This window comes from Pseudomonas sp. NFR09 (assembly GCF_900111535.1).
GTDB classification, from domain to species: domain Bacteria; phylum Pseudomonadota; class Gammaproteobacteria; order Pseudomonadales; family Pseudomonadaceae; genus Aquipseudomonas; species Aquipseudomonas extremorientalis.
In genome coordinates this window covers 243414-268599 of record NZ_FOIH01000008.1, presented here as the reverse complement: position 1 = coordinate 268599, position 25186 = coordinate 243414, and the positions used below count along the sequence as shown (strand labels likewise).

The window sequence follows — 25186 nt, the reverse complement described above, 5'->3', positions numbered from 1 at the left end:
CGGTTGCTGTGGGAAACCCAGTAAACTGCGCCACGATTTTTGTTGAGTGTTTTCCATGCAAATTGCTTTGGCGCCCATGGAGGGGTTGGTCGACAACATCCTGCGGGACGTGCTGACCCGTGTCGGTGGTATCGACTGGTGCGTGACCGAGTTCATCCGCGTCAACGACCGCCTGCTCACCCCGGCGTATTTCCACAAACTCGCCCCGGAACTGCTGCAGGGTGCCCACACCGCTGCCGGTGTGCCGCTGCGCGTGCAATTGCTCGGCTCTGATCCGGTGTGCCTGGCGGAAAACGCTGCGCTGGCGTGTGAGCTCGGTTCGCAGGTCATCGACCTCAACTTCGGCTGCCCGGCCAAGACCGTCAACAAGTCCCGTGGCGGTGCGGTGCTGCTCAAGGAGCCGGAGTTGCTCAACCAGATCGTCGAGCACGTGCGCCGTGCTGTGCCGGCGCACATCCCGGTGACTGCCAAGATGCGCCTGGGTTTCGACAGCCCCGACGGCGCCCTGGTCTGCGCCACCGCCCTGGCGGAAGGCGGTGCGGCGCATATCGTGGTGCATGCGCGTACCAAGACCGACGGCTACAAGCCACCGGCGCACTGGGAGTGGATCCCGCGTGTGCAGGATGTGGTCAAGGTGCCGGTGTTCGCCAATGGCGATATCTGGAGTGTCGAAGACTGGAAGCGTTGCCGTGAAATCACCGGTGCCGAAGACATCATGCTGGGTCGGGGCCTGGTGGCGCGCCCGGACCTGGCGCGGCAGATCGCTGCGGCGCGGGCGGGTGAGGAGGTGGTCGAAATGACCTGGGCGCAGATGCAGCCCCTGCTCCAGGACTTCTGGACCCAGTCGGTGGCGCAACTGACCGAGCGACAGGCGCCAGGTCGATTGAAGCAGTGGCTGGCGATGCTCACGCGCAACTATCCGGAAGCGGTGGAGCTGTTTACGGCGATGCGTCGGGAAACCGAGCTGGCCCAAGTGAGCCGTTTGCTCGGTATGGTGCCGGTAGACAGTCAATGAGTGACGGCGCTGAAAAATAGCGTTGATATTTAATAAGTTTTCAAACGCATCGATAAATGGGCGCCCTTGGCGCCCTTTTTTTTGGCGGTGTTTAAGTGAAAGTTCCGGATTTTCAGGGGGGCAGCATTAATGTTTATCGAGGGTGATAGCGTGTTCTGAATGTATGCAGTTATTTGATTGATACCTTAATTTTTCAGGAAAAATACAGTTTTATTAACTTCTGATACGCGCTTGTGCGCAATTAACATACGTGTGAAATCTTGCTGGAGTAAATGGTTTCATTATTTTAGATTTGGGCTTGGTTGTTACCTTGTTTGTCCATGAAATACTCGCTGGCGCAGTGGATTTAGAGCGGTTTCTTGAATAGCCATAGGCTGAAATCTGATTTTTAATTTTGTTTGCCTTTTGTGAGGTCGGATTGTTGGAACTTGATTGCGTTTCGGTCCACGAAAATAGGGACTGCGAGATGATGATTGTTTCCAGTTTTACATTAATTGCTGTCCGGATTTTCAAATGCTTCGAGGCAGCACATAACTAATCATGAGGTTACAAGATGTCCAATGTATCGCTTGGCACTCCTAAGGTTTTTGTTCCGGAACTCCAGTCGGTGAGCCAAAGTTCGACCGGTGCTGTGAAAGATGTTGAACGCGCTAGCACGCTTGCTACGGATAGCGGTATTAAAGGGGCTGCACGAGACGTTAATCAGACTGCAACGGGGGCGAAGGAGATTTCCGTTAACTCTGATGCGCTGGAAAAATTATTTGAGATGTTTGATCTGGTCTTCAAAGCCATGCGCAGCCTGTTGTCCGGCAGGGGATTCAGTTCTCACGCCGCGACAGTAGTACCGCATGCAGCCAAGGCGGAGAGTGGTATTGAAGTGTCTGTGGAGGGCGGGGTGAATTCCAAAGGGGAGCCGTTACCTTTTGCCAAGAACAGTGAACGTGTCTCCGCCGGTATTAAGAATGTGAGTACCAATGCAGATGGCTCCACGGATGTGAAGACTGCTGGCGGCAATAATAACTCGACAGTCACTGCGGGTAAGGGCGCTAAAGTCAATGTTGGTGCTGATGGCTCCGTGCAAGTGAAGACTGCTGGTGATAATACATTGAAAACGGTCATCGCGACTAAGGACAGTAAGGTAAATGCTGATGCGGATGCCTCCACGCAAGTGAAGACTGCTGGTGATCATACATCGAGATCGGTCATCGCGGCTAAGGACCGTAACGTAAATGCTTACGCGGATGCCTCCACGCAAGTAAAGGCTACGGGTAATAGTAATAAAACGGTAACAGTCGCTGTGGGTGAGGACGCTCAAGTAAATCCTGATGGCAACACCGGCGCAGAAGTCAACGCGGCAGGCGATACTAAATCGACCAGCGTGACTACCGGCGTTAAGGGTAACGTTAATGCCGGCGCGCAGATGAAAATCACTGGTTTTAGCAATAGTTCGTCGGCGGAGACTGTCGGAAAGAGCGTTCAGGGCAAAGTTGGCAGTGAAGCGCAGGTGAGTACGTCGGGTAGTGATGCCCAAGTGCAGGTCATGCCAGATGGCAGTACGCAAGTGAGCGTTACACCTCAGGACGGCAAACAGTTCAGGGTGCGTGTGGAGGCCGGTGTCAACGTGCGGATCAGTTCGGAGGGGTGGGGGGAGAACCAGCCAGTATCAATCCGTGACATCACCCCGAAGCAGTCGACGCGTGTGACGGTGGATTCGCAGCCGGAGGCGGAAGTAAAGACCATTTCTCAGTCGACGGCAGAGGCGAGAGTGGGTACTGAACCCAAGGTGAATAGCGAGTCGAAGGGGGAGCAAAAGGCTGAGGTAGCGGTCGGTGCAGAGCCGAAGGTCCAGACGCCGCCCCCCCCAGAGCACAAGGTCGAGGTGAAGGTCGAGGCTGAACCGAAGGTACAGGTGCCGCCTGCCCCAGAGCATAAGGTCGAGGTAAAGGTCGAAACTGAGCCGAAGGTTCAGGTGCCGCTCACTCCAGAGCCACAAACTTCGGACAAGGTTGATGCAGAGCCAACTGTAGAAGTGAAAAACCCCACCGCCCCTCGCAGGGTCATGAATCCTCGATTGGAAGGGATAAGGGCCTGAGGTGCAGACGAGTCTTGATGTCCCCCGGCTCGTCTTAAACGCTTGATGAGGGATCCAGCCTCCCCGATCGCAGGTGCGATTGGGGAGGGCTGGTTGGGGGCAGCGTTTTTTCACTCATTCAATTTGGTTTCGGAGGGTTTATGACCTTTGCTGTCTTTGCTCCTCCTGTCGGCTGGGGAAATTCACCGGACTACAGGCACGTTACCCACGCTACGGAGCAGGCGGTTGCCAAACCGACCGCAAAGGGCGTCGGCTTTGAGGCTTCTCGGCGGCATTTTGGCGAGAACTTTGATACCAGCACCCTTGCGGCGGTCATCAAGATGATGATGGCAACCTTTGGGCCAAGACCTGAAGACATGTTTGCCCGGTTCGCACCGGCTGCCGGGGGGTATACCTTCACCATGAAGGATGAGTTCAAGGGAAAGATTTCCCACCACGAACTCGAACAGACAAGGCGCGCCTCCCGTTTCACCGGCGCAGACAGCGACGCAGTCGACAGCGCCAACGTCGCGCTCGCCGCCTATGTTAAACGCAAGCAGGTGATGGGCGGCTATCCCCGCTTTGAGGAGGCTCTGGCTGACACCCTGCAGGGTGAGACGACGCTGCGAGGGCTGCAGGGCATGGGTGTGTACGGGCTGTCGCAATATGTTCCGGCACATCAGATGGTGGGTGATGGGGGGGCGGGTGTACTCGAGACGCATAGCCGAGGCAGTGCGTTTGTTCTCGATGGCGTCAGGCACGACTACAACGATAGACGCCGTGTTGACCGCGGGTACGGCTACCGTTTGTTCAACGACAAAACCCAACCCGATACGGCTTCGCCGAATGGCAGTGACACGGTTGTTTCACAGATGCCGGTGGGCATGAAACCCAAGAATATATGGAGCGGCTTTTATCAAGGTGCCGCAGGTAATTGTGTCACGGTGTCGGCGATCAAAGTCGCGATGATGAGGTTTGGTCAGAATCCCGCGGGCATTTACAAAAGTATCAGCGCTGTACCCGGTGGTTTTGAGGTGATCATGCGTGATGGCTACAAGGTGTTTCTGAGCCATGAAGAGCGGCGCAAGGCCGAGCATGGGTCAAAACTGGAAGGTTCTGACCAGGCGCTCAAGGATGATGCCAATTTCTTGTATGCCGTCAGCGCCAAGCGTGCGCAAATGGAGAACAACGACATGCGTGCTGGCCGCAGTTTCGAGGACGCCATGCACTCGTTGAACGATGGAGAAGCGCCAGGCCAGGCGTTGCGCAGGTTGGGGTTGTCTGCCTACGTGCGGCAGAGCACTGCGCAAGAGTTGGCCAAAGGCGCCATTGGCACGCTCGCTGACAATACCCATTCGGTGGTGGCAGTCAGCGGATCGGTGGATAACCACGGCCAAAAGCTCGGCTTGACCTCATCGGGGTGGTCCGATAGAGCAATGTGGGCATTGAAGCTGGTGTGAGGGGCTACTTCAACAGTTGCCGGAATCCCTCGATCGGCAAGGGTCGGCTATGCAAATAACCCTGGAACAAATGGCAGCCCAGTTTTTGCAGGAATGCCAGTTGCTCCGGGGTTTCCACGCCTTCGGCGATCACTTCCAGGTTCAGGCTGCGGGCCATTGCCACAATCGCACGGATGATTTCAGCGTCGTTGGGGTCATGGGTCGCGTCGCGCACAAAGGACTGGTCGATCTTCAGCGCATCCACCGGCAGCCGCTTGAGGTAAGTGAGCGATGAATAGCCGGTGCCGAAGTCGTCCATGGCAAAACTCACGCCGAGTTTTTTCAGGCGGCGCATTTTGCTGATGGTGTCGTCCAGATTCTGGATCACGATGCCTTCGGTGATCTCCAGTTTCAAAAGGCTGAACGGCAACTGATGTTGCTTGAGGCTGCGCTCCACCCGCTCCACGAAGTCGTTCTGGCGAAACTGCCGGGGGCTGATGTTCACGCACAGGCTGAAATTCAGTGGGTCTACCAAGCCTTCGTGGATCAGTTGTTGAAAGGCCGCGCAGGCTTCATCCAGGATCCAGGTGCCCACCTCAAGGATCAGGCCGCTGTCCTCCAGCACCTTGATGAATTCGGAAGGTGACTGAGCGCCCAATTGCGGGTGTTGCCAGCGTACCAGGGCCTCGGCGCCGACGATCTTGTTGCCCCGCGCGTCCACCTGGGGTTGGTAATGCACGCTGAACTCGCCACGTGATAAGGCCAGGCGCAAGTCTGTCTCCATGCGCAGGCGTTCGCTGGCGGTTTTTTGCATACTGTTGTGGAACATCTGCGTGGTGTTGCGCCCTGAATCCTTGGCGCGATACAGGGCGATGTCGGCACGCTTGAGCAAGTCCGCTGGCGTGGAGCCGTGATCGGGAATCAATGCCACGCCAATGCTTGGCGTGACCTGCAGGCGATGACCGTCCAGGAACATCGGCTCCGAGAGCAACTCACGCAGGGTGTCGGCCAACTCCTGCACCTGGCCACTGACTTCCATGCGCGAGCCTTCCAGGCCGCTGAGCAGCACCACGAACTCATCTCCCCCCAGGCGCGCCACGGTGTCTTCCATGCGCACGCTGGCTTCCAGGCGCGCGGTGACAATCTTCAACACCGTGTCACCCACCGGGTGGCCGAGGGAATCATTGATGTGCTTGAAGTGGTCGAGGTCGAGGAACAGCAGTGCGCCGCGCAAATTGTGGCGCTTGAGCAAGGCGATCTGCTGGCTCAGGCGGTCCATCAACAGGGCGCGGTTGGGCAGGTTGGTCAGCGGGTCGTGATAGGCCAGGTGGCGGATCTGCGCCTGGGCGTTTTTCAGCAGGCTCACATCGCGGGCGGTCAGCAACAGGCACGGGGTTTCATTCAGCGTGATGGGCTCCACCGAGACTTCCACCGCCAGCAACTCGCCGCGCTTGTTGTGCCAGAGCATTTCCAGGTGATGAATGCGGCCCTTGATCTGCAACTCGGCCAGCAGCGCGGCGCGCTGGTTTTCATCGGCCCAGATGCCGATCTGATACAGCGTCAGGCCAATGGCTTCCTCGGCGCGGTAGCCGGTCAGGCGGCAGAAGCCGTCGTTGACCTCCACATATCGACCGGTGTCGCGCTCAGTGATGGAAATGGCGTCGGGGCTGGAATGGAAGGCCTTGGCGAACTTCTCTTCGCTGGCCTTGAGCGCCGCTTCCGAGCGCTGCTGCTGGGTGATATCGCGCAGCGTGGTGACGATGCACGACTGGTCGCCCACCTTGATCAGGCGGCTGGATATCACGCAGGTCAGGCTTTGGCCGCTCTTGTGATGCACCACGATCGCCACATTGTTCAATGCCTGCTCGCGGATCACCCGCTCGATACGCTGCAGGCGCTTGCTCGACTCGTCCCACAGGCCGATCTCTTCGGCGCTTTTGTCGATGACCTCGGCGGCCGTCCAGCCGAAGGTCTGGGTAAACGCGGGGTTGATCTCGATAAACGCGCCGCCCTCCAGACAGGTGACGCAGATCGGGTCCGGGCTGGCCTGGAACAGGCTGGCAAATTTTTCTTCGGAAGCGGTCAGGCGTTGTTCGCGTTCCACCTGGTCGGTGATATCCAGCAGAGTGCCGGCCATACGCAGGGGCGCGCCGTGCTCATCGCGGTACAGGCGGGCGCGGCTTTCGAGGTAGCGTGAGCTGCCGTCTTCCATGGGCACGCGATACGTCAGCTGATAGTTGCCGGCCGGGCCTTCGCGTAGGGTGCGGTAGGCGTTGCGCATGCTATCGCGCTCTTCATCGGGCATGCCCTCGAAGAAGGCGTCGAAGGACTCATGGAATGGCTCCGGCGGCAGGCCGTGCAGTTGGGCGGCGCGCGCCGAGCCGTAGAGCATGCCGGTGGGAATGTGCCAGTCCCAGGTGCCCAGTTGCGCCGAGTCCAGGGCCAGGTCGAGGCGCTCCTGGCTGTCCTTGAGGGCCTGCTCGGCGTTTTTGCGCTCAGTGGTGTCGAGAAACGTACTGATCAGGTAGGCCTCGCCCTCCAGCTCGACCCTTTGTGCGCTGAGGGTGCCGTCGTGGATCTGGCCGTTGCTGGCGCAGAACTGCACCTCCATGGTGATGGGCAGGCCCTTGCGTTGGGTGGCCTTGACCAGTTGTGCACGCTGTTCGGGATGACGCCACAGGCCCAGGTCCAGGGTGGTGCGGCCGATGGCATCGGCGACCGGCCAGCCGAAGAGCATTTCGAAGTACTGGTTGGCCTCGCTGATCAACCCGTCGGACTGGCGGGTCAGCAGAACCATGTTCGGGCACAGGTGAAACAGCGTGGCGAAGCGCTTTTCGGAGTGGCTGAGGGCGCTTTCCCGCTCGCGTTGGTGGGTGATTTCGCGGATCACGCCGATCATGCGTCGGCGTCCGGACTTGTCCGGTAACAGGCTTCCGTTGATTTCCAGCCAGTGGAAGCTGCCGTCAGGCCATTGGATACGGTGGTGCATGGCCTGCTCGAACGGCTCGCCCGCCAGCACCGCATGAAAGGCCCGTACCACCCTGGCGCGATCCGCCGGTGCCAGCAGGTCCAGATAGTCCAAGTCCTTGGGCAGTGGCTGGCGCGGGTCAAAGCCGAACAGCGCCTGGGTGCCCCGCGACCAGCTTATCCTGCCGGTGTCGATTTCCCAGCACCAGGCGCCCAGCCGGGCAGCATTGAGCGCGGCCAGCAGTTGCGGGGCACTGTCCCAGCTTTGTTCCGCCTCTTGGGGGTCCAGGGCGTAAATGCGGGGCAGGGGTGGCACGGAGTCGACGGGGTTGCGCATTATCAAAGGGCCTTGGCTCGATGGGCGTATGGCGCGGTACAGTTCAGACCTCGAGGCCGCACGGTTTCATGCCGGTATCCCTGGCAGATCGACCTGTGCATCCAATAGGCTCATGAAGGCCCGCGCAGCATTCGACAGCGTCCTTTCGGTGTGCACGATATAGCCTAGCTGGCGACTGAGCTGTATGCCCGGCAAAGCGATACTTGCCACCTGATCATCGAGCATGGTGCGCGGCAAGACGCTCCAGGCCAGGCCGATCGACACCATCATCTTGATCGTTTCCAGGTAGTTGGTGCTCATCGCGATATTCGGCGTGAGGCCCTGGGCCTCGAACAACCGGCTGACGATATGGTGGGTGAAGGTGTTGCCGCCGGGGAACACCGCCGGGTGGCCGGCAATATCGGCCAGGTTGACGTGGCCGTTGCTGATCAGGCTGTGCTCTGGCGCCACCACGAAATCCAGTGGGTCGTCCCACACCGGGGTGGCGCGCACCAGGTTGTGGGGATCGGGCGCCAGGGTGATCACCGCCACTTCGGCGCGGCCGTGGAGGATTTCTTCGTAGGCCACTTCCGAATCGAGGAACTGAATATCCAGCGCCACATTCGGGTATGCCCGGGTGAAGGCGCGCAGCACCGGCGGCAGGCGATGCAGGCCGATATGGTGGCTGGTGGCCAGGGTCAGGCGACCGCTGACTTCGCCGGTGAGGTTGGTGAGGGCGCGGCGCGTGTCGTCCAGCACGTTGAGGATCTGATAGGCGCGTGGCAGCAAGGCCCGTCCGGCCTCCGTCAGGCCGACTTCACGGCCCAGGCGATCAAACAGGCGCACCTTCAATTGTTGCTCCAGGCCGGCAATGCGTTTGCTGATGGCCGGCTGGGTCAGGTGCAGGCGCTCACCGGCACCGGAGAAGCTGCCGGTCTCGGCGATGGCGATAAAGGCATTGAGGTTGGCCAGGTCCATGGTGTATTCCAGTTGGTAATCCAAAGCATAAAAAATATGAATTTGAGTTATTTAATGTAGCGCCATACCATCAGCCTCACAAGCCAAAGGGTTATTGAAAAGCCCGGCATAGAGAAACACCGCTGATGAGGACCGACTGATGGCCGGCAAAACGCTTTACGACAAACTTTGGGATTCCCATGAAGTGAAACGGCGCGACGATGGTTCGTCGCTGATCTATATCGACCGCCACATCATCCATGAAGTGACCTCGCCCCAAGCGTTCGAAGGCCTGCGGCTGGCCGGGCGCAAGCCTTGGCGCGTCGACTCCATCATCGCCACCCCGGACCACAACGTGCCGACCACCCCTGAGCGCAAGGGCGGCATCGAAGCCATTGCCGACCAGGTGTCGCGTTTGCAGGTGCAGACCCTCGATGACTACTGCGACGAATATGGCATCACTGAATTCAAGATGAATGACGTGCGTCAAGGCATCGTGCACGTGATCGGCCCGGAGCAGGGCGCCACCTTGCCGGGCATGACCGTGGTGTGCGGCGACTCCCATACGTCCACCCACGGTGCGTTCGGCGCCTTGGCCCACGGCATCGGCACCTCCGAGGTGGAACATGTGTTCGCCACCCAGTGCCTGGTCGCCAAAAAGATGAAGAACATGTTGGTTAAAGTCGAAGGCCAGTTGCCGTTCGGCGTGACCGCCAAGGACATCGTGCTCGCCGTGATCGGCAAGATCGGCACCGCCGGCGGTAACGGCCATGCCATCGAGTTCGCCGGCAGCGCGATTCGCGACCTGTCCATCGAAGGCCGCATGACCATCTGCAACATGTCCATCGAAGCCGGTGCCCGCGTGGGCATGGTGGCGGCGGACGAAAAGACCGTTGAATACGTCAAGGGCCGTCCATTTGCCCCACAAGGCAAAGATTGGGACGCCGCTGTGCAAGCCTGGAAAGACCTGGTCTCCGATGCCGATGCGGTGTTTGACACTGTGGTCGAGCTGGACGCTGCCCAGATCAAGCCGCAAGTCAGCTGGGGTACCTCGCCGGAGATGGTCCTGGCCGTCGACCAGAACGTGCCGGACCCCGCGCAGGAAACCGACCTGGTCAAGCGCGGCTCCATTGAACGCGCCTTGAAGTACATGGGCTTGAAGGCCAACCAGGCGATTACCGACATTCAGTTGGATCGCGTGTTCATCGGTTCCTGCACCAACTCGCGGATCGAAGACCTGCGCGCCGCGGCGGTGATCGCCAAGGGCCGCAAAGTGGCTTCGACTATCAAGCAAGCCATCGTGGTGCCGGGCTCGGGCCTGGTCAAGGCGCAGGCTGAAGCCGAAGGCCTGGACAAGATTTTCCTCGAAGCCGGTTTTGAATGGCGTGAGCCGGGCTGCTCCATGTGCCTGGCGATGAACCCGGACCGCCTGGAGTCGGGTGAGCACTGCGCGTCCACCTCCAACCGTAACTTCGAAGGGCGTCAGGGCGCCGGTGGGCGTACCCACCTGGTCAGCCCGGCCATGGCCGCCGCCGCTGCCGTCAACGGTCGTTTCATCGACGTTCGCGAATTGATCTGAGGAATACCCGATGCGTGCTTTTACCCAACACACCGGCCTTGTCGCCCCTTTGGATCGCGCCAACGTCGACACCGACCAGATCATTCCCAAGCAGTTCTTGAAATCGATCAAGCGCACCGGCTTCGGCCCGAACCTGTTCGACGAGTGGCGCTACCTGGATGTGGGCTACGCCTACCAGGACAACTCCAAGCGCCCGCTGAACAAGGACTTCGTGCTCAACGCCGAGCGTTACCAGGGCGCCAGCGTCTTGCTGGCCCGGGAAAACTTCGGCTGCGGTTCCAGCCGTGAACACGCGCCATGGGCCCTGGAAGAGTATGGCTTTCGCAGCATCATCGCGCCGAGCTATGCCGACATCTTCTTCAACAACAGCTTCAAGAACGGCCTGCTGCCGATCATCTTGAGCGATGCCGAAGTGGACGAGCTGTTCAAGCAGGTCGAGGCCGAAGAGGGCTACCAACTGACTGTCGACCTGGCCGCGCAGACTGTGACCCGTCCAGACGGCAAGGTGTATCACTTTGAAGTGGATGCGTTCCGTAAGCACTGCCTGATCAACGGCCTGGACGATATCGGCCTGACCTTGCAGGACGGCGATGCGATTGCCGCGTTTGAAGCCAGGCACCGGGCGAGCCAGCCTTGGTTGTTTCGCGATGCCTGATTGGCGGTAACCGTGCGGGCCCCATCGCGGGCAAGCCCGACTCCCACATTGGAATGCATTCCGACTGTGGGAGCTGGCTTGCCTGCGATAGCGCCAGTACCAACACCCCAAAACCCAAGGAAACCACCATGACCACCACCGCCCACACCCAAGTCGTGCAAAAACAATTCGGCGAGCAAGCCCGCGCCTACCTGAGCAGTGCCGTGCACGCCCAGGGCACCGAATTCGCGCTGCTCCAGGCCGAACTGGCCGGGCAGGGCAGTGCGCGACTGCTGGACCTGGGCTGCGGTGCCGGTCATGTCAGCTTTCACGTCGCGCCGCTGGTCAAGGAAGTGGTCGCCTACGACCTGTCCCAGCAGATGCTCGACGTGGTTGCCGCCGCTGCGACGGACCGTGGCCTGGACAATATCCGCACCGTGAACGGCGCCGCTGAGCGCCTGCCGTTCGCCGATGGCGAGTTCGACTTCGTGTTCAGCCGTTATTCGGCCCACCACTGGAGCGACCTCGGCCTGGCCCTGCGTGAAGTGCGCCGGGTGCTCAAGCCGGGTGGCGTGGCGGCCTTCGTCGATGTCTTGTCACCGGGCAGCCCGCTGTTGGACACTTACCTGCAAACCGTCGAAGTGCTGCGCGACACCAGCCACGTGCGCGATTACTCTGCCGCCGAGTGGATGCAGCAGCTCAGCGAATCCGGTCTGCATGTACGAACCAGCAGTCGCCAGCGCCTGCGCCTGGAATACACCTCGTGGGTCGAGCGCATGCGCACGCCGCAGGTGCTGCGCGCGGCGATCCTCGAGCTGCAACAGGCGATGGGTCAGGAAGTGCGCGATTATTACGAAATTCAGGCCGACGGCACCTTCAGCACCGACGTGCTGGTGGTCTTTGCCGAACGCTGATTGATTTTTCCCGACCTGCCCACGGGCGGGTCGCTTGATGAAATGAGGAACGCATGAGCAAGCAGATTCTGATTCTCCCTGGCGACGGTATTGGTCCGGAAATCATGGCCGAAGCGGTCAAGGTGCTGGAACTCGCCAACAGCAAGTACAGCCTGGGTTTCGAGCTGAGCCACGACGTGATCGGCGGCGCGGCCATCGACAAGCATGGTGTACCGCTGGCCGATGAGACCCTGGAGCGTGCGCGTGCGGCCGACGCCGTACTGCTCGGCGCCGTGGGCGGCCCGAAATGGGACAAGATCGAACGTGACATCCGCCCTGAGCGCGGCCTGCTGAAAATCCGTGCCCAACTGGGCCTGTTCGGCAACCTGCGCCCGGCGATCCTCTACCCGCAACTGGCCGACGCCTCGAGCCTCAAGCCGGAAGTGGTCGCGGGCCTGGATATCCTGATCGTGCGTGAGCTGACCGGCGGTATCTACTTCGGCTCGCCACGCGGCGTGCGCGAGTTGGAAAATGGCGAGCGCCAGGCCTATGACACCCTGCCGTACAGCGAGAGTGAAATCCGCCGTATCGCCCGTGTCGGCTTCGACATGGCCCGCGTGCGTGGCAAGAAGGTCTGCTCGGTGGACAAGGCCAACGTACTGGCCTCCAGCCAACTGTGGCGCGAAATCGTCGAAGAAGTGGCCAAGGACTACCCGGACGTCGAACTGAGCCACATGTACGTCGACAACGCCGCCATGCAACTGGTGCGTGCGCCGAAGCAGTTCGACGTGATCGTCACCGACAACCTGTTCGGCGACATCCTGTCCGACCAGGCGTCGATGCTCACCGGTTCCATCGGCATGCTGCCGTCGGCGTCCCTGGACACCAACAACAAGGGCATGTACGAGCCTTGCCACGGTTCGGCGCCAGACATCGCGGGCCAGGGCATTGCCAACCCGCTGGCGACCATTTTGTCGGTGTCGATGATGCTGCGTTACAGCTTCAACCTGAGCGACGCGGCGGATGCCATCGAGAAGGCCGTGAGCCTGGTGCTGGATCAGGGGTTGCGCACCGGCGACATCTGGTCGCAGGGTTGCACCAAGGTCGGTACGCAAGAAATGGGCGACGCAGTAGTCGCCGCGCTGCGGAATCTGTAATCTCTCGGGCCCGCTTGCAGTTGTTGCTGCAAGGCGGCCCACTTTTTAACAAGGTGTAGTTGCGATGAAACGTGTAGGTCTGATCGGTTGGCGCGGTATGGTCGGTTCCGTGCTCATGCAGCGGATGCTGGAAGAGCAGGATTTCGATCTTATCGAGCCGGTGTTTTTCACCACTTCGAATGTGGGTGGCCAGGGGCCGTCCGTGGGCAAGGATATTGCTCCGCTCAAGGACGCCTACAACATTGAAGAGCTGAAAACCCTCGACGTGATTCTGACCTGTCAGGGTGGCGACTACACCAGCGAAGTCTTCCCCAAGCTGCGCGAAGCCGGCTGGCAGGGTTACTGGATCGACGCCGCCTCGAGCCTGCGCATGCAGGACGACGCGGTGATCATCCTCGACCCGGTGAACCGCAAGGTCATCGACCAGCAGCTGGATGCCGGCACCAAGAACTACGTCGGCGGCAACTGCACCGTCAGCCTGATGCTGATGGGCCTGGGCGGCTTGTTCGAAGCTGGCCTGGTCGAGTGGATGAGTGCCATGACCTATCAGGCGGCCTCTGGGGCCGGCGCGCAGAACATGCGTGAGCTGATCAAGCAGATGGGTGCGACCCACGCCGCGGTCGCCGATCAACTGGCCGACCCGGCCAGCGCGATCCTCGACATCGACCGCCGCGTGGCCGAAGCCATGCGCAGCGATGCCTACCCGACCGAAAACTTCGGCGTGCCGTTGGCCGGTAGCCTGATCCCATGGATCGACAAGGAACTGCCGAACGGCCAGAGCCGCGAAGAGTGGAAGGCCCAGGCCGAGACCAACAAGATCCTCGGCCGCTTCAAGAGCCCGATCCCGGTGGACGGCATCTGCGTGCGCATCGGCGCGATGCGCTGCCACAGCCAGGCGCTGACCATCAAGCTGAACAAAGACGTGCCGATCACCGATATCGAAGCGTTGATCAGCCAGCACAACCCGTGGGTCAAGCTGGTGCCGAACAACCGTGATATCAGCATGCAGGAGCTGAGCCCGACCAAGGTCACCGGCACCCTGAATGTACCGGTGGGTCGTCTGCGTAAACTGAACATGGGCAGCCAGTTCCTCGGTGCGTTCACCGTGGGCGACCAGTTGCTGTGGGGCGCGGCCGAGCCGCTGCGCCGCATGTTGCGGATCTTGCTGGAGCGTTGATCGCGTGAGGCAATGATGGAAACCCGCGCTCTGGTGACAGGCGCGGGTTTTTTGTTGTTTGGTCGGGCCTCATCGGGGGCAAGCCCCCTCCCACATTTTGACCTGCGAACCCGTTCGAGTGTGGGAGGGGGCTTGCCCCCGATAAGGCCATCAGCCCTACCACAAATGCCAGCTTAATTGCCTCACCCCCCACCACCCGGTAAAGTGCCGCTCCCCCCGCAATGCCCGAGGCAGCCCCCATGACCCAGACTTTTGAAATCGCCGTGATCGGCGCCACCGGCACCGTCGGCGAAACCCTGGTGCAGATCCTGGAAGAGTTGGATTTTCCGGTGGGCACTCTGTATTTGCTGGCGGGCAACAACTCGGCGGGCGCCTCCGTGCCCTTTCGTGGCAAGAATGTGCGGGTCAAGGAGGTCGACGAATTCGACTTCAGCAAGGCGCAGTTGGCGTTCTTTGCGGCGGGGCCGGCGGTCACCCTGAGTTTTGCGCCGCGAGCCACGGCGGCTGGGTGCTCGGTGATCGACTTGTCCGGCGCCTTGCCGGCCACGCAGGCTCCGCACGTGGTGCCGGAGGCCAATGCCCACGTGCTGCAGGGGCTGAAGAAGCCGTTCCAGCTCGGCAGCCCCAGCCCGTCGGCGACCAACCTGGCGGTGGTGCTGGCGCCTCTGCGGGGCTTGCTGGATATCCAGCGGGTGAGCGTCACCGCCAGCCTGGCGATGTCGGCCCAAGGGCGTGAAGCCGTCAGCGAACTGGCCCGGCAAACCGCCGAGCTGCTGAATATGCGCCCGCTGGAGCCGAAGTTCTTTGATCGACAGGTCGCCTTCAACCTGTTGGCTCAGGTTGGCACGCCAGACGCCCAGGGGCATACGGTCCTGGAAAAACGCCTGGTCCACGAATTGCGTGCAGTGCTGGAATTACCTTTGCTAAAGATTTCCGCAACCTGCGTTCAAGCCCCGGTGTTTTTTGGCGATAGCCTGACAGTGTCCTTGCAACTGGGGGCGGCGGTTGATCTGGCGGCGGTGAGCCGCGCACTTGACGCTGCGCCGGGCATCGAGCTTGTGGATGAAGGGGATTTTCCTACAGCCGTCGGCGATGCAGTGGGCCAGGATGTGGTCTACGTCGGTCGCGTCAGGGCAGGTGTGGATGACCCGGCGGAACTAAATCTGTGGCTGACGTCAGATAACGTACGCAAAGGCGCCGCACTGAATGCCGTGCAGCTGGCGCAGTTGTTGATAAAAGGCCTTGCGTAAAAGATACTTGGCGGCAATTTGTAGATTGATTCTAGCCAGGCGCTATGCTTGGTCCCAGGCAGGAAAAGTTGCGCGTCGGTGACCTATCGGCTCGCCATGCCTTATGGCAGCGGTTACCAACCTTCTCGCAGGCCGGGGAGTGTTCAAACAAAGGATGAGGCTATGGTTCAAGTTCGCAAACTGGTGTTAGCAATAGCGGCCGCCTCGGCGCTGTCCTCCGGTATGGCGCAGGCGCTGCAGCTGGGGGAGATGACCCTCAAGTCGAAGTTGAACCAGCCGTTGGCGGTGGAAATCGAATTGCTCGATGTCGGTGGCCTCACGGCCTCCGAGATCACGCCAAGCCTGGCTTCGTCCCAGGCATTTGTGGACGCGGGCGTTGATCGCCAGGCGTTTCTCGATGACCTGACGTTTACCCCGGTGGTCAATCCAAACGGCCGCAGCGTGGTGCGCGTCACCTCCAGCAAGCCGTTGCCTGATTCCTACGTGCGTTTCCTGTTGCAGGTGCAATGGCCTAATGGCCGTTTGATGCGTGACTACAGCGTGTTGCTCGACCCGGCCAAGTTCGAGCAGCCGGCACCCACCGCTGCCGCGCCTGCGCCGCGTCTGGCTGCGCCGACCGACGCCGCGCCCGCCGCGAGCAAACCGGCACAGCACACCACCACCTCCCGCGACACCCTGTGGGAAATCGCCGCGAAGCACCGTAATGGCGGCTCCGTGCAGCAGACCATGCTGGCGATCCAGGCGCTGAACCCGGATGCGTTCATCGACGGCAATATCAACCGGCTGAAAACCGGCCAGGTCCTGCGTCTGCCGGATGCCGTACAAAGCACTGCACTGCCGCAACCCCAGGCAATTGCTGAGGTGAGCGCGCAAAATGCCGCCTGGCGCCAGGGCCGACGCGCCGCCACCAACCCGGCAGCGGGCAAGCAGCAACTGGACGCCACCAAGCGCACCCAGGCCGGTAACGCGCCCGCAAGTACCAACACCAAAGACAACCTGAGCCTGGTGTCGGCCGAGGCCGCCAAGAAGGGCGCCAAGGGCAAGGCGGGCGACAGCGCGGCACTCAGCGACAAGCTGGCGATGACCCAGGAGCAACTGGACACCACCCGTCGCGACAACGAAGAGCTGAAAAGCCGCGCGGCAGACCTGCAAAGCCAGTTGGACAAGCTGCAAAAACTGATTCAACTGAAAAACGATCAGCTCGCCCGTTTGCAGGCTGAAAAGGCTGTTCCGGGTGCTCCGGCGACTGCCGCGATGCCCGCGCAGTTGGCAGGCGAGCCATCCACTGCACCTGCTACGCCCGAGGTCGCCACCCCTGCACCCGTCGCGCCAGCGCCTGAGCCGGCCAAGGCGGACGCGGCACCGGCCAGCGCCGACGGCAAATTCAACGAACTGCTGACCAACCCGATCGTCCTCGGTGTGATCGGTGGTGCGGCGGGCTTGCTGGTGCTGCTGCTCCTGCTGTTATGGGCGCGCCATCGCAATGCGCGCCGTGAAGAGGAAAAACACCTGCGCATGGCGCGTGCCCTGGCTGAAGAGCCGGAGTTCACCTCGAATCTTCATGACGACCTGCCGTCGAGCAGCTTCGAAGGCCTGGAGACGCCGCCGCCCAGCGTAAAGCTGGCCGCCGCACCGGCCCCGGCTCCGGTGGTTGAACCGGCGGCTGTTGTGCCGACTGTTGCTTCCGTACTTGCGCCGCTGGCGGTTGCCGTGGCTCCGGTGAATTCAAACGATGCGCTGGCCCAGGCCCAGTCTCATATCGATCGTGGTCACCTGAACCAGGCCGCCGACGTGCTGGAGCAAGCGATCAAGCATGAGCCCAAGCGCAGCGACCTGCGCTTGAAACTGATGGAAGTCTACGGCCTGCAAAACGACAAGGACGGTTTCGTGACCCAGGAGCGTCAACTGGTGGCCAATGGTGAAAACCACGCCCAGGTCGAGCAGCTCAAGAGTCGCTTCCCGGCCATGGCCGTGTTGGCGGCGGGTGTCAGTGCCGCCGTGGCGGCTGCTGCCCTGGATGCTCAATACGTCAAGGATTTGCTCGAAGACAAACCGGCGCCTGCGCAGCCGGAGGCCTTTGACACTGATTTCGATCTCAGCCTGGACGATCTTGAAGAAGCTTCCCCGGCTCAGATCAAGGACGATCAGCAGACCTTCGAGTCGCTGTTGCAGCAGCAGACCGAAGCCAAGGCCGCTACGGACGACTTGTCGGACTTCGATCTCGACCTGCAACTGGATGCCCCAGCTTCGGCACAATCCGATGACGACTTCCTCTCGGGCCTGGAAGAGCAGATGAAGGACGTGCCGGCCGTCGAGCCGCCGACCCTCACGCCTGCGGCATTGGATGACTTCGATTTGCCGGAGGATTTCGACCTGTCCCTGGCCGATGAGCCGGAAGCGGCCGCCAAGCCCGATGCTTTCACGTCGGAACTGGATGATGTCAACGCCGAGCTGGATCGCCTGTCCCAGAGCCTGGAACATCCGTCCATCGAGCCGTCCTTTAACGCAGAAGACGCGGCGTTGGGCGATGATGAGCCGGAATTCGACTTCCTCTCCGGCACGGATGAGGTGGCTACCAAGCTCGACCTGGCCCAGGCCTATATCGACATGGGCGATGCGGACGGCGCGCGGGATATCCTTTCCGAAGTGTTGACCGAAGGCGATGAGGTTCAACGCGGCGAGGCCAAGGAAATGCTCGGTCGGTTGGCTTGACAGCCCATTGTTCAAACAGCGGCGACCTTCGGGTCGCCGTTTTGCTTTTGTGGGCTCCCCTGCAAACCGGCATAATGGCCGCCTTCGCGCAACTCATCAGGCTCTCAGTTCTTGGCAAATATAGATAACCCGACCGCCGAAATGGCGGCCGCAGGCTTTTACCGCATCGCCTTGGGCGTGGAATACAAGGGCTCGCGCTATCGCGGCTGGCAGCGTCAGGCGTCCGGCGTGCTGACGGTGCAGGAGACCCTGGAGAACGCCCTGTCGAAAGTCGCCGATTCACCGGTATCGCTGATGTGCGCCGGGCGTACCGACGCCGGTGTGCATGCGTGTGGCCAGGTGGTGCACTTTGACACTCAGGCCGAGCGGTCAATGAAGGCCTGGGTGATGGGCGCAAATATCAATTTGCCCCATGACGTCAGCGTCAGTTGGGCCAAGGTCATGCCGGCGCATTTTCATGCGCGTTTCAAGGCCATCGCCCGGCGCTATCGCTATGTGATCTACAACGACCAGATCCGCCCGGCGCACCTTAACGAAGAAATTACCTGGAACCACCGCCCGCTGGACGCCGAGCGCATGGCAGAGGCCGCGCAGCACCTGGTGGGTGTGCATGATTTCAGCGCCTTCCGTGCCGGCCAGTGCCAGGCCAAGTCGCCGATCAAGGAGGTCCACCACCTGCGGGTGACTCGTCACGGCAAGATGATCGTGCTGGATATCCGTGCCGGGGCCTTCCTGCATCACATGGTGCGCAACATCGCCGGGGTGCTGATGACCATCGGCACTGGCGAGCGTCCGGTAGAGTGGGCCAGGGAAGTGCTGGAAAGCCGCGTTCGTCGCACGGGAGGGGTCACGGCACACCCGTTCGGCCTGTACCTGGTGGATGTGGAGTACCGAGACGAGTTCGAGTTGCCGGAGCGTTTCATCGGACCACACTTCCTCACAGGTTTCAGCGAACTTGGCGGCTGACGCCCGGAAAAGCTTTTGTTACCATCCGGGGCTTTCTCGGTCCAACCCTGGAGGTTTCCACGACATGTCAGCCGTTCGCAGCAAGATTTGCGGGGTTACCCGCATAGAAGACGCGCTGGCGGCGGTCGAGGCAGGGGCGGATGCCATCGGTTTCGTGTTTTATGCCAAGAGCCCACGGGCGGTGAACGTGCTGCAGGCGCGAGCGATCATCGCCGCATTGCCGCCGTTCGTGACCACCGTGGGTCTGTTCGTCAATGCCAGTCGCTGCGAGCTCAACGAAACCCTGGATGCCGTAGCCTTGGACATGTTGCAGTTCCATGGCGACGAAACGTCTGAGGAATGTGAAAGTTACCAGCGGCCGTATATCAAGGCGTTGCGCGTCAAGGCCGGGGATGATATTGCGGCGGCGTGTTCCGCCTACGGCAGTGCCCGCGGGATTTTGCTGGACACCTATGTCGAAGGCGTACCCGGCGGTACTGGCGAAGCGTTCGACTGGTCGCTGATTCCCGCAGGCTTGAGCAAGCCGATCATCCTGGCCGGCGGGCTCAACCCCGCAAATGTCGGGGCGGCAATCGAACAGGTGCGGCCGTATGCTGTGGATGTCAGCGGTGGGGTGGAGCAGGGTAAGGGCATCAAGGATCACAGCAAGATTCGCGCATTCATGCAGGCTGTGCGCAACAGCAGCGGTGCAATGTGACGGCTGGCAGTCTGCCGCCGTCCATAACTACCACTGTGTAAAACAGCCCGGCGCCGCCTGTGGTGGCCCGGAAACGAAGTGGCAACCCTGCGCTGGCAGGTTGTCTGGAAGGCTGAGGATACAGGCAGGAAAAGGCCGGTCGAACGTCTGACCCCGTCCAGCCTGTGTCATCGCCACATATGAATTTAGCTCAAGGGCATACGCGGGGCTGTGTTCAAGCCACCGGTACTGGAGAAAGAAAGCATGAGCAACTGGTTAGTAGACAAACTGATCCCTTCGATCATGCGTTCCGAGGTGAAGAAAAGCTCGGTTCCTGAAGGTCTGTGGCACAAGTGCCCGTCCTGCGACGCGGTGCTGTACCGCCCGGAGCTGGAAAAGACCCTGGACGTTTGCCCCAAGTGCAACCACCACATGCGTATCGGCGCCCGCGCCCGCATCGACATCTTCCTCGACGCCGAAGGCCGTAACGAGTTGGGCGCCGACCTGGAGCCGGTTGACCGTCTGAAGTTCCGTGATGGCAAGAAGTACAAGGACCGCCTGACCGCTGCGCAAAAGCAGACCGGTGAGAAAGACGCCCTGATTTCCGTCAGCGGCAAGCTGCTGGGCATGCCGGTCGTGGTGTCGGCATTCGAGTTCTCCTTCATGGGTGGCTCCATGGGCGCCATCGTCGGTGAGCGCTTTGTCCGCGCCGCCAACTATGCCCTGGAAAACCGTTGCCCGATGATCTGCTTCGCGGCCTCCGGTGGTGCGCGCATGCAGGAAGCCCTGATCTCCCTGATGCAAATGGCCAAGACTTCTGCGGTCCTGGCACGCCTGCGTGAAGAAGGCATCCCGTTCATCTCCGTGCTGACCGACCCGGTCTACGGCGGCGTTTCCGCCAGCCTGGCGATGCTGGGTGACGTGATCGTCGGCGAGCCCAAGGCGCTGATCGGCTTTGCCGGCCCGCGCGTGATCGAGCAGACCGTGCGTGAAAAACTGCCGGAAGGTTTCCAGCGCAGCGAGTTTCTGCTGGAGCACGGTGCGATCGACCTGATCATCCCGCGCGGTGAGCTGCGTCCACGCCTGGGCAACCTGCTGGCGCAAATGATGGGCCTGCCGACTCCGGTGTACGTCGCGCCTAAAGTCGAGCCGATCGTCGTGCCGCCGGTGCCTGCAAACCTATGACCCAACGTACCCTGGGCGAGTGGCTCGCCTACCTTGAGCAGTTGCATCCGTCCGCCATCGACATGGGCCTGGAGCGCTCGCAACAGGTAGCGGCCCGCCTCGGGTTGGGCCGCCCGGCGCCGCGAGTGATCACGGTGACCGGCACCAACGGCAAAGGCTCTACCTGTGCCTTTGTCGCGGCGCTGCTGCAGGCCCAGGGGCTGAAAGTCGGCGTCTACAATTCCCCGCACCTGCTGCGTTATAACGAGCGGGTGCAGCTCAACGGTGTCGAAGCCACGGATGAGCAACTCTGCGAAGCCTTCGCCGCACTCGATGCGGGCCGGGGCGAGATCTCCCTGACTTACTTCGAGATGGGCACCCTGGCGGCGTTCTGGCTGTTCGAGCGTGCGCAACTGGATGTGGTCGTGCTGGAAGTCGGCTTGGGTGGGCGCCTGGATACGGTCAACGTGGTGGATGCCGATTTGGCGTTGATCACCAGTATTGGCGTGGACCACGCCGACTATCTTGGCAATACCCGTGAGTCCGTGGCCTATGAAAAGGCCGGGATCTTCCGCCAGGGCAAGCCGGCGTTATGTGGTGATATCGACCCTCCGCACACCTTGCTGGACAAGGTGCGTGAGCTGGATTGCCCATTTTTCCTGCGTGGCCGCGAATTCAATCTCGAGATCGGCGCCTTTGACTGGCAGTGGCGTGGGCGTGATGCCCGTGGCCAGGTTGTCGAGCTGAGCGGCCTGCCGCTGCTGAATCTACCGATGGAAAACGCCGCGCTCGCGCTGCAAGCCTATCTGCTGCTGGATCTGCCGTGGAATGCCGAACAGATCGCGGCCACCTTGCTGGCGACTCGCGTGGTAGGGCGTCTGGACCGACGTGAATTCGAATGGCAGGGCAAGCGCCTGAACCTGCTGCTGGACGTGGGGCATAACCCCCATGCGGCCGAGTACCTGGCGCAGCGTCTGTCACGTACGCCGCCGGTCGGTCGTCGCTTGGCTGTGTTCGGTCTGCTGGCCGACAAGGACCTGGAAGGGGTGGTCGCGCCCTTGCTGGGCAGTGTCCAGGCCTGGGCCGTCGCGCCGCTGGATACACCGCGCAGCCGCCCGGCCACCGAGCTGGAAGCGGCCTTGCAGAACCTTGCTGCGCCGGTGACGTCGTATGCAAGCGTGACCGATGCCCTTGAAGCACAGTGCGCCATTGCCACGCCCGACGATGAGATTCTGTTGTTCGGGTCATTTTATTGTGTTGCCGAGGCGCTTGAGTGGTTAGCCCGGCGCTCCACGGAGGAAGCTGCACATGGCATTACTGGATAGCGCATACAAGCAGCGAATGGTCGGTGCCCTGGTGCTGGTGGCATTGGCGGTGATCTTCCTGCCAATGCTGTTTTCTCGCCAGGATGAAGAGCGTCAGGTCGTTGTCGAGGCGCCGGCCGCGCCCCAGGCGCCCACGGTGCCTCAGGTGCAGGTTGAGCCAGTGGTGGTTCCAGAGCCTCAGGCCTTGCCGGAGGAGGAACCGGTGCCGACTGATGCTCAGGTAGCCGCGCAGCAAGCGCCGTCGATGCCGGTGCAGCCGAGCGTGCCGGTGGTCAAGCCGGCGCCCGCGCCGACCGTAGCGGCCAAGCCTGCTGCGCCGGCACCTGCGCCCAAGCCGGTAGCGCCGCAGCCCGCCGCGCCGGGCAAGCCGGATGTCGGCCAGAGCCGCATCGATCCGAATGGCTTGCCGATCAGTTGGTCGATCCAGGTGGCCAGCCTGGGCAGCCGCGAGGGCGCCGACGCGTTGCAAAAGAAGCTGCGTAGCCAAGGCTACAACGCCTATATCCGTAGTGCCGATGGCAAGAACCGGGTGTTTATCGGGCCGCTGATCGAGCGTGCCGAGGCAGACCGCCTGCGGGATTTGCTGGATCGCCAGCAGAACCTCAAGGGTTTCGTGACCCGGTTCCAGCCTGAGCGGGGTTGAAAGCGGATTTGCTCGTCCCAAACTACTGATTTGCAAGGCAGCCACAATCACAGCTTACCGATAGCCCGACGCTCTGCTAAAATGCGCCGCCTCATCTGTCCGTAGGCTCCAACGTGCCATTTACCTGGGTTGATTGGGCGATTGTTGCAATCGTCGCCATCTCCGCTTTGATCAGTCTAAGCCGCGGCTTCGTCAAAGAAGCACTGTCGTTGCTGACCTGGATCATCGCAGGAGTCGTAGCCTGGATGTTCGGTGGTTCATTGTCGGTCTACCTGGCCGGATACATCGAGACACCTTCGGCTCGCGTCATCGCGGGCTGCGCCATCATGTTCATCGCCACGCTGCTGGTGGGGGCAATGGTCAATTATCTTATTGGCGAGTTGATACGTGTCACCGGCCTCTCCGGGACCGATCGATTTCTCGGCATGGCCTTCGGCGCCGCGCGTGGCGCGTTGCTGGTGGTCGTGGCGGTCGGGCTCTTGAGCCTGGGGCCGGTACAGCAGGATTCGTGGTGGCAGGAGTCGGTACTCGTGCCAAAATTTCTATTGGTTGCAGACTGGTCCAAGAACCTCATTCTGGGGTGGAGCAGTCAGTGGCTGGCCAGCGGAATCAGCGTACCCGCTGATCTTCCGTTCAAGGAACACCTCTTGCCGGCCAAAACGCCTCAGTAAGTTGTGTTCAGTCAAGATTCATTAAGTAGGGGTTGCGTCGCATGTGTGGCATCGTCGGTATCGTCGGTAAGTCGAACGTCAATCAGGCGCTGTATGACGCGCTAACCGTCCTCCAGCACCGCGGCCAGGACGCTGCCGGTATTGTGACCAGCCACGACGGCCGGTTATTCCTGCGCAAGGACAATGGTCTGGTACGTGACGTGTTCCATCAGCGTCACATGCAGCGTCTGGTCGGGCATATGGGCATTGGCCATGTGCGTTATCCGACTGCCGGTAGCTCGACGTCGGCCGAAGCTCAACCTTTCTACGTCAACTCGCCTTACGGCATCACCCTGGCGCACAACGGCAACCTGACCAACGTTGAACAACTGGCCAAGGAGATCTACGAATCTGACCTGCGCCACGTCAACACCAGTTCCGACTCGGAAGTGCTGCTCAACGTGTTCGCCCACGAGCTGGCCCAGCGTGGCAAGCTGCAGCCGACCGAAGAAGACGTATTCGCCGCCGTTACTGACGTGCATAACCGTTGCGTCGGTGGTTACGCGGTAGTGGCCATGGTCACCGGCTATGGCATCGTCGGTTTCCGTGACCCGCACGGCATCCGCCCGATCGTGTTCGGCCAGCGTCACACCGACGAAGGCGTCGAGTACATGATCGCTTCCGAAAGCGTGTCCCTGGACGTGCTGGGCTTCACCCTGATTCGCGATCTCGCGCCGGGCGAAGCGGTGTACATCACTGAAGACGGCAAGCTGCACACCCGTCAGTGCGCCGTGGCGCCGAAGCTCACCCCGTGCATCTTCGAACACGTCTACCTGGCGCGTCCGGATTCGATCATCGACGGCGTTTCGGTCTACAAGGCGCGTCTGCGCATGGGCGAGAAGCTGGCCGAGAAGATCCTGCGCGAGCGCCCGGAGCACGACATCGACGTAGTGATCCCGATCCCGGACACCAGCCGCACCGCCGCGCTGGAACTGGCCAATCACCTGGGCGTCAAGTTTCGCGAAGGCTTCGTGAAGAACCGCTACATCGGCCGCACCTTCATCATGCCGGGCCAGGCAGCGCGCAAGAAGTCGGTACGCCAGAAGCTCAATGCCATCGAGCTGGAATTCCGCGGCAAGAACGTGATGCTGGTGGATGACTCCATCGTGCGCGGCACCACCTGCAAGCAGATCATCCAGATGGCCCGCGAAGCCGGTGCGAAGAACGTGTACTTCTGTTCCGCAGCGCCTGCCGTGCGTTACCCGAACGTGTACGGCATCGACATGCCGAGCGCCCACGAACTGATCGCACACAACCGTTCGACACAGGACGTGGCCGACCTGATCGGCGCCGACTGGTTGATCTACCAGGACCTGCCAGACCTGATCGAAGCGGTCGGTGGTGGCAAGATCAAGATTGAGCAGTTCGACTGCGCGGTGTTCGACGGCAAGTACGTGACAGGCGACGTTGATGAGGCCTACCTGAACAAGATCGAGCAGGCGCGCAACGACTCGTCGAAGATCAAGACCCAGGCGGTCAGCGCGATCATCGACCTGTACAACAACTGAGTGACAACCGGCCCTGAGGGGCCGGTT

At 61.2% G+C, this 25186-nt stretch carries 19 protein-coding genes; 17 read left to right on the top strand and 2 right to left on the bottom strand.

The window, feature by feature from the left end:
- Nucleotides 1-55: 55 nt before the first annotated feature.
- The 3 genes from BMX59_RS19355 to BMX59_RS19345 all read left to right on the top strand — a co-directional run bounded on the left by BMX59_RS19355 (nt 56) and on the right by BMX59_RS19345 (nt 4546).
- Nucleotides 56-1015, top strand: a complete 960-nt coding sequence (locus tag BMX59_RS19355) for a tRNA dihydrouridine synthase (RefSeq protein ID WP_092250323.1) — start codon at nt 56-58, stop codon at nt 1013-1015.
- Nucleotides 1016-1568: 553 nt separating this feature from the next.
- Nucleotides 1569-3107, top strand: a complete 1539-nt coding sequence (locus tag BMX59_RS19350) for a hypothetical protein (RefSeq protein ID WP_093124692.1) — start codon at nt 1569-1571, stop codon at nt 3105-3107.
- A gap of 140 nt (nt 3108-3247) precedes the next feature.
- Entirely contained in the window at nt 3248-4546 is a 1299-nt protein-coding gene (locus BMX59_RS19345) for a hypothetical protein (RefSeq protein ID WP_092250329.1), read from the top strand.
- A gap of 4 nt (nt 4547-4550) precedes the next feature.
- Here the strand turns inward: BMX59_RS19345 and BMX59_RS19340 are convergent, their stop codons facing one another.
- Together BMX59_RS19340 and BMX59_RS19335 are read right to left on the bottom strand one after the other, a co-directional pair.
- On the bottom strand, nt 4551-7829 hold the full coding sequence (locus BMX59_RS19340; RefSeq protein WP_093124688.1) for an EAL domain-containing protein: 3279 nt from the start codon (nt 7827-7829) through the stop codon (nt 4551-4553).
- A 66-nt stretch (nt 7830-7895) separates the two neighbouring features.
- Nucleotides 7896-8786 carry a LysR family transcriptional regulator gene (locus BMX59_RS19335; RefSeq protein ID WP_071492224.1) on the bottom strand — a complete coding sequence of 297 codons (891 nt, stop codon included), beginning with the start codon at nt 8784-8786 and terminating at the stop codon, nt 7896-7898.
- Between the two features lie 139 nt (nt 8787-8925).
- Here BMX59_RS19335 and leuC point away from each other — a divergent pair, with 139 nt between their 5' ends.
- The 14 genes from leuC to purF all read left to right on the top strand — a co-directional run bounded on the left by leuC (nt 8926) and on the right by purF (nt 25159).
- A complete protein-coding gene (gene leuC / locus BMX59_RS19330) occupies nt 8926-10344 on the top strand; it encodes a 3-isopropylmalate dehydratase large subunit (RefSeq protein ID WP_093124685.1) in 1419 nt (472 codons plus the stop codon).
- Nucleotides 10345-10354: 10 nt separating this feature from the next.
- Complete coding sequence (gene leuD / locus BMX59_RS19325; protein WP_058426887.1) at nt 10355-10999, top strand: 3-isopropylmalate dehydratase small subunit; 645 nt, start codon at nt 10355-10357, stop codon at nt 10997-10999.
- A 128-nt stretch (nt 11000-11127) separates the two neighbouring features.
- Nucleotides 11128-11892, top strand: a complete 765-nt coding sequence (locus tag BMX59_RS19320; protein ID WP_093124680.1) for a class I SAM-dependent methyltransferase — start codon at nt 11128-11130, stop codon at nt 11890-11892.
- A 53-nt stretch (nt 11893-11945) separates the two neighbouring features.
- On the top strand, nt 11946-13028 hold the full coding sequence (gene leuB / locus BMX59_RS19315) for a 3-isopropylmalate dehydrogenase (protein WP_092250341.1): 1083 nt from the start codon (nt 11946-11948) through the stop codon (nt 13026-13028).
- Nucleotides 13029-13092: 64 nt separating this feature from the next.
- The gene (asd, locus tag BMX59_RS19310; protein WP_092250344.1) at nt 13093-14205 is read left to right on the top strand and encodes an aspartate-semialdehyde dehydrogenase; all 1113 of its coding nucleotides are present in this window, start codon (nt 13093-13095) and stop codon (nt 14203-14205) included.
- A 239-nt stretch (nt 14206-14444) separates the two neighbouring features.
- Nucleotides 14445-15455 carry an aspartate-semialdehyde dehydrogenase gene (locus BMX59_RS19305; RefSeq protein ID WP_093124675.1) on the top strand — a complete coding sequence of 337 codons (1011 nt, stop codon included), beginning with the start codon at nt 14445-14447 and terminating at the stop codon, nt 15453-15455.
- A gap of 162 nt (nt 15456-15617) precedes the next feature.
- Nucleotides 15618-18167 carry a FimV/HubP family polar landmark protein gene (locus BMX59_RS19300; protein WP_093124672.1) on the top strand — a complete coding sequence of 850 codons (2550 nt, stop codon included), beginning with the start codon at nt 15618-15620 and terminating at the stop codon, nt 18165-18167.
- Nucleotides 18168-18308: 141 nt separating this feature from the next.
- On the top strand, nt 18309-19133 hold the full coding sequence (gene truA, locus BMX59_RS19295) for a tRNA pseudouridine(38-40) synthase TruA (RefSeq protein WP_071492219.1): 825 nt from the start codon (nt 18309-18311) through the stop codon (nt 19131-19133).
- Nucleotides 19134-19197: 64 nt separating this feature from the next.
- Nucleotides 19198-19830, top strand: coding sequence for a phosphoribosylanthranilate isomerase (locus BMX59_RS19290; protein WP_093124669.1), 633 nt, complete (start codon nt 19198-19200; stop codon nt 19828-19830).
- 243 nt (nt 19831-20073) lie between these two features.
- The gene (gene accD / locus BMX59_RS19285) at nt 20074-20994 is read left to right on the top strand and encodes an acetyl-CoA carboxylase, carboxyltransferase subunit beta (protein WP_025856447.1); all 921 of its coding nucleotides are present in this window, start codon (nt 20074-20076) and stop codon (nt 20992-20994) included.
- A complete protein-coding gene (gene folC, locus BMX59_RS19280) occupies nt 20991-22298 on the top strand; it encodes a bifunctional tetrahydrofolate synthase/dihydrofolate synthase (RefSeq protein WP_092250356.1) in 1308 nt (435 codons plus the stop codon). Before accD ends, folC begins: the two co-directional genes overlap by 4 nt.
- Nucleotides 22282-22941, top strand: coding sequence for an SPOR domain-containing protein (locus BMX59_RS19275; RefSeq protein ID WP_092250359.1), 660 nt, complete (start codon nt 22282-22284; stop codon nt 22939-22941). The genes folC and BMX59_RS19275 overlap by 17 nt, the downstream gene beginning before the upstream one ends.
- Before the next feature lie 113 nt (nt 22942-23054).
- Nucleotides 23055-23612, top strand: a complete 558-nt coding sequence (locus BMX59_RS19270) for a CvpA family protein (protein WP_003192538.1) — start codon at nt 23055-23057, stop codon at nt 23610-23612.
- A gap of 41 nt (nt 23613-23653) precedes the next feature.
- Entirely contained in the window at nt 23654-25159 is a 1506-nt protein-coding gene (purF, locus tag BMX59_RS19265) for an amidophosphoribosyltransferase (protein ID WP_058426877.1), read from the top strand.
- Nucleotides 25160-25186 lie beyond the last annotated feature (27 nt).

Bases quoted from the DNA above. Each gene is read 5' to 3' on its own strand.
- accD (WP_025856447.1), top strand. From the start codon at position 20,074: ATGAGCAACTGGTTAGTAGACAAACTGATCCCTTCGATCATGCGTTCC.
- BMX59_RS19335 (WP_071492224.1), bottom strand. From the start codon at position 8,786: ATGGACCTGGCCAACCTCAATGCCTTTATCGCCATCGCCGAGACCGGC.
- BMX59_RS19355 (WP_092250323.1), top strand. From the start codon at position 56: ATGCAAATTGCTTTGGCGCCCATGGAGGGGTTGGTCGACAACATCCTG.
- BMX59_RS19345 (WP_092250329.1), top strand. From the start codon at position 3,248: ATGACCTTTGCTGTCTTTGCTCCTCCTGTCGGCTGGGGAAATTCACCG.
- BMX59_RS19290 (WP_093124669.1), top strand. From the start codon at position 19,198: ATGTCAGCCGTTCGCAGCAAGATTTGCGGGGTTACCCGCATAGAAGAC.
- BMX59_RS19300 (WP_093124672.1), top strand. From the start codon at position 15,618: ATGGTTCAAGTTCGCAAACTGGTGTTAGCAATAGCGGCCGCCTCGGCG.
- BMX59_RS19305 (WP_093124675.1), top strand. From the start codon at position 14,445: ATGACCCAGACTTTTGAAATCGCCGTGATCGGCGCCACCGGCACCGTC.
- leuC (WP_093124685.1), top strand. From the start codon at position 8,926: ATGGCCGGCAAAACGCTTTACGACAAACTTTGGGATTCCCATGAAGTG.
- folC (WP_092250356.1), top strand. From the start codon at position 20,991: ATGACCCAACGTACCCTGGGCGAGTGGCTCGCCTACCTTGAGCAGTTG.
- truA (WP_071492219.1), top strand. From the start codon at position 18,309: ATGGCGGCCGCAGGCTTTTACCGCATCGCCTTGGGCGTGGAATACAAG.
- leuB (WP_092250341.1), top strand. From the start codon at position 11,946: ATGAGCAAGCAGATTCTGATTCTCCCTGGCGACGGTATTGGTCCGGAA.
- asd (WP_092250344.1), top strand. From the start codon at position 13,093: ATGAAACGTGTAGGTCTGATCGGTTGGCGCGGTATGGTCGGTTCCGTG.
- BMX59_RS19275 (WP_092250359.1), top strand. From the start codon at position 22,282: ATGGCATTACTGGATAGCGCATACAAGCAGCGAATGGTCGGTGCCCTG.
- BMX59_RS19340 (WP_093124688.1), bottom strand. From the start codon at position 7,829: ATGCGCAACCCCGTCGACTCCGTGCCACCCCTGCCCCGCATTTACGCC.
- BMX59_RS19350 (WP_093124692.1), top strand. From the start codon at position 1,569: ATGTCCAATGTATCGCTTGGCACTCCTAAGGTTTTTGTTCCGGAACTC.
- leuD (WP_058426887.1), top strand. From the start codon at position 10,355: ATGCGTGCTTTTACCCAACACACCGGCCTTGTCGCCCCTTTGGATCGC.
- purF (WP_058426877.1), top strand. From the start codon at position 23,654: ATGTGTGGCATCGTCGGTATCGTCGGTAAGTCGAACGTCAATCAGGCG.
- BMX59_RS19320 (WP_093124680.1), top strand. From the start codon at position 11,128: ATGACCACCACCGCCCACACCCAAGTCGTGCAAAAACAATTCGGCGAG.